This is a genomic window from Vicinamibacterales bacterium (assembly GCA_036496585.1).
Taxonomy (GTDB): Bacteria; Acidobacteriota; Vicinamibacteria; order Vicinamibacterales; family 2-12-FULL-66-21; genus JAICSD01.
The window spans coordinates 1-11,855 of the sequence record DASXLB010000060.1; the positions used below are offsets into that span (position 1 = coordinate 1).

Below are 11,855 nucleotides of genomic sequence, written 5' to 3' on the forward strand. Positions count from 1 at the left end.
GAGGCTCCGCCCGCCCGGCCCTCGGCCGCGCTGGGATACAGTGCACCAGTTATGAACATGAAGCGCGTCCTGTTTCTGAGTCTCGTCTGTGCCGCGATTGGCCTTCCTGTGCTGACTCTGGCGCAAGCGCCAGCGGCCCCAGCGGCCCCGGCCCAGCAGTCCGCGCCCGCCACGACGACCGCGCCGGCTCCGCCGCGTCCCGTACCGCCGACGCGCGACCCGCACACGCCAGGCTACGTCACCGCGACCGAGCTGCCGGATGGCACCCTGCCGCCGCCTGACGCCGACGGCAACTTCATCGTAGGGCCGACCCACGTGCCCGCGCCCGAGACGCAGCCGACCGAAGGCGTCCCGGCCGGCACGGTCTGCAACCTCACGATGAACTCGACGGACAGCAAGATCTATCCCGGCATCGCGCGCGATCCGGGGACGTTCGGCACGCCCGATCCGAACGATCCGGCAAAGCTGATCGTGACGACGAGCCATCCGGCACCGTACACGCGCAAGGTCGCCGTCTACGTGCCGAAGCAATACGTCGCCGGCACCGCCGCGCCGTTCATCATCGGGGCGGACGGACCGGATCCGCTGCTTTTCGGGACGCTCGACAACCTGATCTTCCAGAAGCGTGTCCCGGCAATGGTGGCGATCTCGATCGGCAACGGCAGCGGCGACGCGCAGGGCAGCCAGCGCGGGCTCGAATACGACACGATGTCCGGACGCTACGCGGAGTTCGTCGAGACCGAGGTGATTCCGTTTGTCGAGCAGCAGTGCAATGTGAAGCTGACGAGGGATCCCGAAGGCCGGGCGACGATGGGCGGGAGCTCGGGTGCGGCGGCGGCGCTCATCATGGCGTGGTATCACCCGGAGTGGTACCACCGGGTGCTGTCGTACTCAGGGACGTACGTCAACCAGCAGTGGCCGCCGAACCCCGACACCCCGCACGGCGCGTGGCAGTTCCACGAGAAGCTGATCCCCAACACTCCGCCGAAGCCCATTCGTATCTGGATGCACGTCGGGGATCACGATCTCTACAACCCGAACTCCATGCGCGACGACATGCACGACTGGGTGGTGGCCAACCAGAACATGGCGAAGGTACTGGCCGCGAAGGGATATCGCTACCAGTTCCTCTTCGTGAAGAACGCCGGACACGGCGATCGCGCCGCCAAAATGCAGACGCTGCCCGAGGCGCTCGAGTGGCTCTGGAAGTGACGCGAAGTGGAAGGAGTGATCAGATGACCCGACATATTGGCGCGTTGGCTTTTTGCGTGGCCGCCAGTGTGGGCCTGCTCTGGGCCTCCAAGAGGGACGTCACGAAACCCGTCGTCACGGTTGTTGACCGAAACGGACCGCCCACCGGCCCGTTCGCGTGCACCGAAGTGATGGGGCTCATGACGACCGGCGAGTGGTTCAAAGCCGGGTTCCTCGATGCGCTGGGACCGGACGTCGCCCCCAAGTGGGGCGGGCGATTCGCCCACTACGGCTACGTCTACGAGTACGCGAACCCCGAGAGCTACGTCTGGACACCCGCGCCTGTCGGCGGCGTCAACAACGTGCAGATCGCGAAGTGCGCGGCAGGCAGCGATGCGCCGGATCGCATCGTCTATCAGGCGTGGAGCTGGCAATTGACGACCGAGAAGGACTGGGTCGACAACCTCACCGCCGCCATCAAGACGATTCAGGCCAAGCGGCCCAGCGCCAGGCGCATCGATCTGATGACGATCGTCCGCAGCCCGCAGAACGGCTGGTGCCATACGACGACGCCGCCATTGCGACCGGCGCTGGGCTCCGGCACCGATCATGACGCGACGCTCCAGGACAGTCATGTTCCCGACTACGTGGACGCGGCCTTTGCGAAAGTCGCCGCCGCGTATCCGGATCTGGTGAGCGTGGCACCCAGGTTCGAGGCGCATGCCTGCGCGGACCACATCGACGGCATCCATCTCGGCGCGGGAAACGCCGCGGTCGCGAAGGACATCGCCGCCTACTTCAGGACGGCGCGATGACGATGATTCTGCAGCTCACCCGATCGGAGATCACCGGATCCTCAATTGCTGCGGCCCTTTGCGCAACCGAACCTCGCGCGGCGCGTGCTCGAGCGACGGATCGTGCGGCAGGACGAGCACGATGATGGCGGCGGCGAGGCCGGCGGCGGCCAGCGAGAGTAGACCCGGCGCATAGCTGCCGGTTCTATCCTTCAGCACGCCGACCACGTACGGACCGGCGAAACCGGCCAGGTTGCCGATCGAGTTGATGAGCGCGATCCCGCCGGCCGCCGCCGCCCCGGAGAGGAAGGCGGTCGGCAGCGTCCAGAAAATCGGCAGGCAGGAAAAGATCCCGGCGCCGGCCATCGTCAGTGCGATCATCTTCAGCGCCGGATCGCCGAGCGCCGTCGACACCGCGATGCCCGCTGACGCGATGACCAGCGCGCCAGCGACATGGAAGCGGCGTTCGAGCGTGCGGTCGGAGTGGCGCGGCCACCAGACGATCGCGACCGTGCCGGCCACGTACGGCAGCGCCGTAATCAGGCCCGCCTGCACGTTCGACACGCCAAACGCCTTGACGATCTGGGGCAGGAAGAAGCTCAGGCCGTAGTTCGTGGCGGTCGCGCCGAAATAGACGAGGCTGAGCGCGAGCACTTTCGGGTCGCGGAGCGCCTCCGCGACGCTGTAGTGGCGCGCGGCCTGGCGGGTCGCCGCTTCCGCCTGCAGACGCGCCACCAGCCAGTCGCGCTCGTCGGGCTGCAGCCATGCCGCGTCCGATGGACGATCCGTGAGATAGGCGAAGACGACGAACGACAGCAGCAGCGCGGGCACCGCCTCGAGGACGAACAGCCACTGCCAGCCCTTCAGGCCCAGCGCCCCGTTCAGGCCGAGGAGCAGTCCCGAGATTGGCGCGCCAATCACCGTCGACAGCGGAATCGCCGCCATGAAGGCGCCGATGATGCGGGCGCGATAGACCGCCGGGAACCACAGCGTCAGGAAAAAGATGATGCCCGGAAAGAATCCCGCCTCGGCGAGCCCGAGCAGCACCCGAACGGCGTAGAAGCTCGTCTCTCCGTGCACGAACGCCGTCGCGCCCGAGACGATGCCCCACGTGAACATGATCCGCGCGATCCAGCGGCGGGCGCCGACGCGCTCGAGCAGCAGGTTCGACGGAACCTCGAAGAAGAAATAGGCGATGAAGAAGACGCCCGCGCCGAACCCGAACGCCGACGCCGACAGTCCCAGGTCCTGGTTCATCGTCAACGCCGCGAAGCCGACGTTGACCCGATCCAGGTAGGCGACGAAGTAGCAGGCGACGAGAAACGGGACGAGCCGCGCCGAGACTCGGCCGATCGTCCGGCGTTCGAGCTCAGTCGGACCGGCGGGCGATTCGGGCAAGCGCGGATCCTATCATCGGCTGCGCTACTCGATCCTCCAGACGCGGATCACCACGTGATCGGGGTGGCGTTCGCCGTCGCCGATGAAAATCGCCCGGGTCAGCCAGTGCAGGCCCGCGGCGGCAGTTTCGAACACCGGCACGGTCCGAAAATAGACGAGCGAGGGATCGACGGGCTCGCCGGCCAGCAGTCTGGCGGTCACTGCCGGCGGCGCATGCCGGAGGCCCGTGTTGCGGACGTAGATCAAGTCGCCGCGATCCGTCCGGAGCGTATAGCGGGCCTCGAGCTCGGACTGTCCGTCCTCGCGCACGATCTGCCAGTCTGCGCCGCCGTCGGGCACCGTGCCGCGCAGATCGGGCCCGGCGAACGTGCCGCCGCGGATCGGTACGATCCGCCGCCGTCCGCCCGGCACCGCGCCGATGTCGACCGGGCTGTCGACGCGGACGTCGATCGTCATTACGAACGTCAGCCGCGGCGGCGCCGGATCGACATGGGCCATCGCCCGCGAGTGTAGCGCGGCGATCGGCCGCCGAGCACGACGAAGACACCGGCGCAATTCCGAGCCGATAGAATAGGCGGATGTCCGAGCTGCCGTACGACGTCGCGGTCATCGGGGCGGGACCGGTCGGCCTCGCCTGCGCCATCGAAGTCCGCCGCCGCGGCCTGAGCGCCCGCGTCTTCGACAAAGGCACGCTTGTCAACTCCATCTTCGGCTACCCGACGAACATGGAGTTCTTCTCGACGCCGGATCTCATCGAAATCGGCGGCTATCCGTTCCCGGTGCAGCACTACAAGCCGACCCGCGAGGACGCGCTCGAGTACTACCGCGGCGTCGCGGCCCGCGAACAGATCCCGGTATCGCTCTACGATCGCGTCGAACGCATCGACGGCGCGCGCGGCGGCTTCACTTTGCGCTCGACGAGCGGCGAGCACGCCGCGCGGTTCGTCGTGCTCTCCACCGGCTTCTTCGACCTCGCGAACCGGCTCGGCGTCCCCGGCGAGGACCTGCCCAAGGTCCTGCACTACTACAAGGAGCCGTACCCGTACGTCTCGCAGGATGTCGCCATCATCGGCGCGAAGAACTCGGCGGCGAAGGCGGCGCTCGACTGCTATCGGCACGGCGCGCGCGTGACGCTCGTGGTGCGCGCCGCGGCGATCTCGGACAAGGTGAAGTACTGGATCAAGCCCGATCTCGAGAACCGGATCAAAGAAGGCAGCATCAAGGCCTTCTTCGACACGACGGTGCAGGAGATCCGGCCGGACTCGCTGCGCCTCGCGACGCCGGACGGCCCGCTGGAGATCGCCAACCAGTGGCTGCTCGCCATGACCGGCTATCACCCGGACTTCGATCTGCTGCAGCGCTTCGGCGTCACCTTCGCCGGCGACGCCTGGCGGACGCCGATCTACGACGACACGACGTTCGAGACGCAGCGCCCGGGCGTCTATATCGCCGGCACGGTGTGCGGCGGCTACCAGACCGGCCGCTGGTTCATCGAGAACGGCCGTTTCCACGCCCGCCAGATCGCCGAACACATCGCCGGCGAGGCCGTCGAGCGCATCCCGTTCGAGCAGATTCACTGGAAAACGCAGGAGTAGCCGCCCTGCAGGCGGACGCTACTCGGCGCGCAGCGCCACGAGCGGATCGATGCGCGACGCGCGGCGGGCGGGCAGCCAGCCGGCGACGGCGGCGACGACCGTCAGCACCACCACCATCGCGCCGAACGTCACCGGGTCCGCGGGCGTGACCCCGTAAAGCAGGCCGCTGGCCGAGCGGCCGAGCAGCCACGACGCGGCGCCGCCCAGCGCGATCCCGATGACGGCGAGCGTCAGCGTCTGCGCCACGATCTGCGCCTGGAGATCGCCTGCCGACGCGCCGAGCGCCATCCGGATGCCGATCTCCTGCGTGCGCTGGCTGACCGAGTACGAGATCAACGCGTAGATGCCGAGCGAGGCGAGCACGAGCGCGAACACGGCGAAGCCGCCCAGCATCAGCAGCGTGAACCGCCGCGGCGACACCGAGCGGTCGACGAGCGTCTGCAGCGGCCGGAACTCGTTGCCGCCGATGTTGTGGACGATCGGTGCCAGCGCCGCCCGGATCGCGGCCACCGACTGCGCCTCCCCGAGTGTGGCGCGCACGACGAGATCGCTCGACGGCAGATCGCCGCACTGCCGCAGCGGAATGTACATCTCGTTGCCGGAGCCGAGCTCGAGCGCGAGGTGCTTGACGTCGGCGACGACGCCCACCACCCGCCGCTCGGGCGCGCAGGCCCCGAGCACGACCTTGCCGATCGGATCCTGGCCGGGCCACACGGTTCGGGCCATGGTTTCGTTGACCACCATGACGGGATCGCTCGTCGGACCGTCGTCGGCGGCGACGTCGCGCCCGGCCTTGATCGGAATGCCCATGGCGGCGAAATACCCGTCGCTGATCATGCGGGGGAATGCCGACGGCCCGCGGCCGTTCGGATAGGTCACGCCTTTCGCCCGCGCGCCCCACGTGCGGTTCTTGCCGAGCGGCAGCGCGTCGGTGATGCCGGCCCCCTCGACACCGGGGATCTCGCGCACGCGGCGCAGGACGTCACTGAAATAGGCGAGCTTCTGATCGCGGGTCGGATAGGCGCTGTCGGGATCGACGCGCACCGTCACAGCCTGCAAGGGCCGGAACCCGAGATCGACGTCGAGCACGCGCACGAAGCTGCGCAGCAGCAGGCCGGCGCCGACGACGAGGACGCACGCAAACGCCACTTCGGCGACGACCAGCGCGTGCCGCACCCACGTGCGGCGGACGGTCGAGCCGCGGCTCGCATCCTTCAGCGCGTCGTGCAACGCCGATTCCGGCGTCGCGAACGCCGGTGCCAGTCCGAAGACCACCCCCGCCGTCAGCGCCAGCGTCAGCGCGAACGCCAGTACCCGGACATCGACGCCGACGCTGGCGAGCAGCGGCACGTTGACCGCGTCGAGGTGCGCCAGCGCCCGCGTGCCTGCCAGCGCGATCGCCGTCCCGAGCGCCGCGCCGCTGCAGGAGAGAACGAGGCCTTCGGTCAGCATCTGCGCCAGCAGCCGCCGCCGTCCGGCGCCGAGTGCCGTCCGGATCGCAATTTCCTTCTGCCGCGCCGCGGTCCGCGCCAGCAGCAGATTCGACAGGTTGGCGCAGACGATGAGCATGACGGCGGCGACGGCGCCGGCCAGCACCCACACGGCGAGCCGCATGCGGCCGTTGACGTGATCCGCGAGCGGTGTGAGGAAACCCTCGAAGGAATTGCGCTCGGGGTGTTCGCGCATGAGCTGAGCCGCGATGGTCTTCGTTTCCGCTTCCGCGTGCGCCACGGTGACGCCGGGCTTCAGCCGGCCGATCATGGCCATGGTGTTTCCCCACCGGTTCGTCTCGGGCGCCAGCGGGAAGGGGGAATACATGTCGAAGTGCGTACCAGGCGCGAACACCGATCCGAAGTCGAACGACGCGGGCATCACGCCGATGACCGTCACCGCCTCGTCGTTCAGCGTCAGCAACGATCCGACGATCGCCGGATCGGACGCGAAACGGCGCGCCCACAACCCGTGGCTGAGGATCACCGCCTTCGGCCCGTTGACCTTCACCTCGTCGGCCGTGAACGTTCGTCCGATTTCCGGACGGACGCCGAGCAGCTGGAAGAAGTTGTCGGAGACCGGTACCGCGTTCAACCGCTCCGGCTCGCCGCGGCCGGTGAGCATCGTGTCGCCGACGCCGTAGAAGGCGAAGTAGCCCGAGACCGCCTCGAGCGACTGGCTGCGCTCGCGTAGATCGAGCATGTGCCCCACCTGCGTCGTCTGCCCCGACAGCCCCGCCGACTGGTGGTTCGCGATCCAGACGAGCCGCCCGGGCCGATCGAACGGCAGCGGCCGCAGCAGCATCGTGTTGACGACACTGAACACGGTGACGCTGGCTCCGATCCCGAGGCCGGCGATCAGAATGGCGAAAGCGGCAAAACCGGGGTCGCGACGGAACGCGCGCAGGGTGTAGCGCAGATCGCCCGGGAGCGTGGACATGACGCTTTGACGGGCTGGCCGCCGCGATGGTTTACCACTGTTGCTCGGTCGACGTCGACATGCTCCGAATCGCGTGCCCCTCGTCGCCCGACGGATCGTACGCGGAGTGCATCGCCACCCGGCCCGGTCCGATCAGGGTGAGCCACAGGTGGCGGCTTCGCCACGCGGACCCGAAGAACCCGCTCGAGCCGGACGCCGCCGGGTACTCGAGATGCAGCCGCATGGAGACCGTCGGGTCCTTGAAGAGGAGTGCCGTCGGCTTGATGAGAATCGACTCCCCTTCGCCGAGCTGCCGAATGAAGGCGTTCCCCGCCGCGTGCAGCAGCAGCAGGCCGGGCGCCTGCTGCGCGGCAAAGCGATCCATGAACCGTCCGGTCGGATAGTGCGTGATGGTGTTCTTGTCCTCGCGCGTCGTGAACCACACCTGCGGGTCGAACCATTCGTAGGACACGCTGTGGGTCGCGGCGAGGAAGATGTGTTCGCGGACGTCGATTGCCTGGCCCGGCTGGATCGGCAGCGCAATCAGTTCGCCGGGCGCGTCGCGCGAGAACGCGACGTGTCCGGGGCCGTGCGCTTCCATCATCACAAGCGGGAGCCCGGCGAGAAGGCGCTTCCAGCCGCCCGCCAGCGACATCGTCGCCAGCCGGACGCTGGTGTCTTTCCAGAGGAGCACGTGATGCGTGAAATACACGCCGCCATCAGCCGCGAGGTCGAAGTCGGCGACCGGGACGTACTCCCCTTCGATCTGGAGCGACGACTGCCCCAGCTGGATCTTCGCCATGTCCTTGCGGCCGGGCAGTTCGACCCAGCCCGAGCGGGTGACGATGCGCGCGACATCGACGGCGACGCCGCAGCCGGGACAGCTGAGCGCGGTGCCGTCGTTCGTGGTGCCGCACCAAATGCACGTGTAGGAGCGTTCGGTCGGCATCGCGCGCTACTCCGTGTTGTGGTGGACGTACATCGACTGGATGCCGACGCGGCCGGGTCCGGTCATCCGCGCCAGGCTCATCGAGGTGCCGCCGAACCAGCCGCTCGTGAGCGGCTGCAGCTCGACGTCCATCGTGACGCTCGAATCCTTGTAGAGAAAGGCTCCCGGCTCGACGAGGATGCTCTCGCCAGCCTTGAGCATCCGCTCGAACACGTTGCCGTAGCCGTGCAGGATGAGCATGCCGGGTGTCGTGCCGGTGACGAAGCGATCCATGAACATCCCCTGGCCGCCGAAGAGGATGTTGCGCAGTCCTTTGACGCGTACGAAGGAATAGCTGATGTGGTGCGAGGCGACCAGGAACGCGTGTTCGCGCACGTCGAGCTCCATGCCGGGATGGAGCGGCAACACGACGATCTCGCCGGTGGCGTCGCGTGAGAAGGCGACCCGCCCGGGGCCCTGCGCCACGCTGATGATGAACGGCATACCGGCGAGCACGCGCTTGAACCCGCCGTCGAGCGCCAGCGTGCCGAGCGGCGTCGCGGCGTCCTTCCACAGCAGGACGTGGTGCTCGAAGTAGAGGGAATCGCCCGCCGCGAGGTTGACCTCGGCGACCGGGACGATGTCGCCCTCGATCTGGCAGACGCTGTCGCCGAACTGGAATTCGGTCATGTCTTTCAGGCGAGGCGCCTCACGCCAGCCCGACTCGCTCACCAGATTGCGGAGGGTGAGCGGCGCACCGCAGGTGTGGCACGAGAGCGCGGTGGCTTCGTTCGTGCTCCGGCACCACTCGCAGGTGATCCGCTCGAGCGGCGCCGCCGCGGGCGGCGGAGGCGCGCCGGCGAGGCGTGTGCCGTCGGCGGCGCAGAAGTTGTCGCCGTCCGCGACCGGACGCTGACACGTCGGACAGGTGCGCATGACTGAATCCTTCCGCGATCGAACGGCCTATAGTAACGCGGGATCGGGCGGCGCTTGCCAGCCGGCCGTACCGGACGCATCATCGGAGCGTGCCCGACTTCCCCATCGCCCCGCCGATCGAGCCGATGCTCTCGAAAGCCGCGGAGGAGATTCCCGCCGGCGCGTTTCTCTACGAGCCGAAGTGGGACGGCTTCCGCTCCCTCGTCTTCCGCGGCGGCGGCGGCGTCTACATCCAGAGCCGCGATCTGAAACCGCTCGATCGCTACTTCCCCGAGCTTCACGACGGCTTGATCGCCGCGCTTCCCGACGGTTGCGTCGTCGATGGCGAGATCGTGATCGCGACGCCGCACGGTCTCGACTTCGACCTGCTGCAGATGCGGCTGCATCCGGCAGCCTCGCGCGCCGCGAAGCTCGCGAAAGAGACGCCGTCGGCATTCGTCGCGTTCGACCTGCTGGCGGCAGGCAGCGATGATCTGCGCACGCTGCCATTCGAACGGCGGCGCGCCCGACTGGAACAGATGCTCGTGAAAGTGAAGGCGCCGGTGCATCTGACACCGATGACACGCGACCGCGAGGTCGCGATCGACTGGCTGCAGCGGTTCGAAGGCGCGGGGCTCGATGGCGTGATGGCGAAGCCGGCGAGCGGCAGCTACGAACCCGGCAAGCGCGCCATGTTCAAGATCAAACACGCCAGGACCGCCGACTGCGTCGTCGCCGGCTTCCGCTGGCACAAGGACAGCGAGGGGACGCGCGTCGGCTCGCTGCTGCTCGGGCTCTACGACACCACCGGCACGCTGCACCATGTCGGCGTCGCATCGGCGTTCAGCACGAAGACACGTCAGGATCTGGTCGCCCTGCTCGAGCCGTTTCGAACAGATGCGCTGAAGAATCACCCATGGAGGGAATGGGCCGCACAGGACGGATCGTCCCGCATGCCCGGCGGCCAGAGCCGGTGGAGCGCCGGCAAGGACCTGTCGTGGGAACCGATCCGCGTCGAACTGGTGTGCGAAGTGAAGTACGACCACATGCAGGGCGACCGCTTCCGCCACGCCGCCTTCTTCCAGCGCTGGCGCGCCGACAAGCCACCGTCCGACTGTACCTACGCTCAGCTGGAGGTGACGACGCCGTTCGAGCTGGAGCGGGTGTTCGGAGCGAGGGGCTGACGCGGCTGGGCAACGGCGCCGGTATGCTGTTGACGTGCCCGAGTCCGTCACCCTCACCGCGGCCGGACGCGAGATCGCGATCAGCAATCCGGAGAAGGTACTCTTCCCCGATGCCGGACACAGCAAGCTGGATCTGGCGCGCTACTACCTGGCCGTGGCGGATGGCGCGCTGCGCGGGGCGGGGAACCGGCCGAACGTACTGGTGCGGTATCCCAACGGCATCGGCGGGGAGTACTTCTACCAGAAGCGCGCGCCGACGTCGCGGCCGGACTGGATCGACGTCGTGTCGCTGTCGTTTCCCTCCGGACGCACCGCCGAGGAAGTCGTCCCTCGCGACGCCGCGGCGCTCGTGTGGATGGCGAATCTCGCCTGCGTCGAGCTCCATCCGCATCCCGTGCGTGACGACGATCTCGATCATCCTGACGAACTGCGCGTCGATCTCGATCCGGTGCCGGGCGTCGAGTGGCCGCAGATCAGAGACGTCGCGGCGGTCGTGAAGGCAGCGCTCGACGATGTGGGGCTGACCGGCTGGCCGAAGACGTCGGGCTCGCGCGGCATGCACGTGTTCGTGCGGATCGAACGGCGGTGGACGTTCGGCGAAGTCCGCCGGGCCGCGCTGGCGCTGGCCCGCGAGGTGGAGCGGCGCGCCCCGGCGCTCGCGACCAGCAAGTGGTGGAAGGAAGAACGCCACGGCGTGTTCCTGGACTACAACCAGAACGCGAAAGACCGCACGGTGTGCAGCGCCTATTCCGTGCGGCCGACGCGGGACGCACGCGTGTCAGCGCCGCTCGCGTGGGACGAGATCGCCGCCTGCGATCCGCGTGACTTCACGCTGGCGACGATGCCGGCGCGCTACGCGACGCTCGGCGATCGTCACGCGGACATCGATCGCCACGCCGGTTCGCTCGAGGCGTTGCTGGATCTGTCGGCGCGGCACGAGCGCGAGGGGCTCGGCGACGCGCCGTGGCCGCCGCATTACCGCAAGCAGCCCGGCGAAGCGCCGCGCGTCGCGCCGTCGCGGCGGCGCGAGCCGAAGTTTCCGTTGATCAGCATCGGCCGCGCGCGCGACAGGACCGACGCGATGGCGGGTTTCGAGCGCTGGCAGGCGCGCCACCCGGAGGCGGCGGCGCACCTGCAGCCGGCCGACGTGCTCGTCGACCGCGAACGAGGCCGCTACCGTACGTGGACGCGCGTCCGCCTCAACCTGCAGCACGTACCCGATGAGCTTCGCCCACCGCAGGAACCGCTCGACCCCGACGAAGATCCGGCGTCGGACTGGGTCCGCGGAGCGACTGCAAGGCGCCCACGCTCGACGCGCCGCGATCCTTCGTGAACCTCCGCGATCCTTCGTGAACTCCGCGATCCTTCGTGAACTTCGCGATCCTTCGTGAACTTCTCTATCCTTCGCTCCTTCGATCGCATAACATGCACACCGAGGAGG

The 11,855-nt window shown here is 68.3% G+C and carries 10 protein-coding genes; 5 read left to right on the forward strand and 5 right to left on the reverse strand.

Going from position 1 to position 11,855, the window contains the following annotated elements:
- The first annotated feature begins 51 nt into the window (after positions 1-51).
- Entirely contained in the window at positions 52-1,212 is a 1,161-nt protein-coding gene (locus VGI12_17425) for an alpha/beta hydrolase-fold protein (GenBank protein HEY2434459.1), read from the forward strand.
- A 23-nt stretch (positions 1,213-1,235) separates the two neighbouring features.
- Entirely contained in the window at positions 1,236-2,006 is a 771-nt protein-coding gene (locus VGI12_17430) for a hypothetical protein (protein HEY2434460.1), read from the forward strand.
- 30 nt (positions 2,007-2,036) lie between these two features.
- Here the strand turns inward: VGI12_17430 and VGI12_17435 are convergent, their stop codons facing one another.
- Positions 2,037-3,383, reverse strand: coding sequence for an MFS transporter (locus VGI12_17435; protein HEY2434461.1), 1,347 nt, complete (start codon positions 3,381-3,383; stop codon positions 2,037-2,039).
- Positions 3,384-3,407: 24 nt separating this feature from the next.
- Positions 3,408-3,881 carry a DUF3237 domain-containing protein gene (locus VGI12_17440; protein ID HEY2434462.1) on the reverse strand — a complete coding sequence of 158 codons (474 nt, stop codon included), beginning with the start codon at positions 3,879-3,881 and terminating at the stop codon, positions 3,408-3,410.
- Positions 3,882-3,961: 80 nt separating this feature from the next.
- On the opposite strand from VGI12_17440, the gene VGI12_17445 reads away from it, so the two are divergent.
- Entirely contained in the window at positions 3,962-4,978 is a 1,017-nt protein-coding gene (locus VGI12_17445; protein HEY2434463.1) for a YpdA family putative bacillithiol disulfide reductase, read from the forward strand.
- Between the two features lie 18 nt (positions 4,979-4,996).
- Here VGI12_17445 and VGI12_17450 read toward each other — a convergent pair whose 3' ends face one another.
- Genes VGI12_17450 through VGI12_17460 form a run of 3 tightly spaced genes read right to left on the reverse strand, consistent with a single transcriptional unit; the run spans position 4,997 to position 9,251 of the window.
- Positions 4,997-7,408 (reverse strand): ABC transporter permease, encoded by a 2,412-nt coding sequence (locus tag VGI12_17450; GenBank protein ID HEY2434464.1) that lies wholly within the window; start codon positions 7,406-7,408, stop codon positions 4,997-4,999.
- Between the two features lie 31 nt (positions 7,409-7,439).
- A complete protein-coding gene (locus tag VGI12_17455) occupies positions 7,440-8,336 on the reverse strand; it encodes an AIM24 family protein (GenBank protein HEY2434465.1) in 897 nt (298 codons plus the stop codon).
- Positions 8,337-8,342: 6 nt separating this feature from the next.
- Positions 8,343-9,251: an AIM24 family protein gene (locus VGI12_17460; GenBank protein ID HEY2434466.1), complete on the reverse strand. Its 909-nt coding sequence runs from the start codon at positions 9,249-9,251 to the stop codon at positions 8,343-8,345.
- 89 nt (positions 9,252-9,340) lie between these two features.
- On the opposite strand from VGI12_17460, the gene VGI12_17465 reads away from it, so the two are divergent.
- Positions 9,341-10,414, forward strand: a complete 1,074-nt coding sequence (locus VGI12_17465; protein HEY2434467.1) for an ATP-dependent DNA ligase — start codon at positions 9,341-9,343, stop codon at positions 10,412-10,414.
- A gap of 34 nt (positions 10,415-10,448) precedes the next feature.
- On the forward strand, positions 10,449-11,747 hold the full coding sequence (gene ligD / locus VGI12_17470) for a non-homologous end-joining DNA ligase (protein ID HEY2434468.1): 1,299 nt from the start codon (positions 10,449-10,451) through the stop codon (positions 11,745-11,747).
- Positions 11,748-11,855 lie beyond the last annotated feature (108 nt).

What these genes read in the sequence shown, in the direction of transcription:
- VGI12_17455 (HEY2434465.1), bottom strand. Translation starts at nt 8,336, where the DNA reads ATGCCGACCGAACGCTCCTACACGTGCATTTGGTGCGGCACCACGAAC.
- VGI12_17440 (HEY2434462.1), bottom strand. Translation starts at nt 3,881, where the DNA reads ATGGCCCATGTCGATCCGGCGCCGCCGCGGCTGACGTTCGTAATGACG.
- VGI12_17425 (HEY2434459.1), top strand. Translation starts at nt 52, where the DNA reads ATGAACATGAAGCGCGTCCTGTTTCTGAGTCTCGTCTGTGCCGCGATT.
- VGI12_17460 (HEY2434466.1), bottom strand. Translation starts at nt 9,251, where the DNA reads ATGCGCACCTGTCCGACGTGTCAGCGTCCGGTCGCGGACGGCGACAAC.
- VGI12_17450 (HEY2434464.1), bottom strand. Translation starts at nt 7,408, where the DNA reads ATGTCCACGCTCCCGGGCGATCTGCGCTACACCCTGCGCGCGTTCCGT.
- VGI12_17445 (HEY2434463.1), top strand. Translation starts at nt 3,962, where the DNA reads ATGTCCGAGCTGCCGTACGACGTCGCGGTCATCGGGGCGGGACCGGTC.
- VGI12_17430 (HEY2434460.1), top strand. Translation starts at nt 1,236, where the DNA reads ATGACCCGACATATTGGCGCGTTGGCTTTTTGCGTGGCCGCCAGTGTG.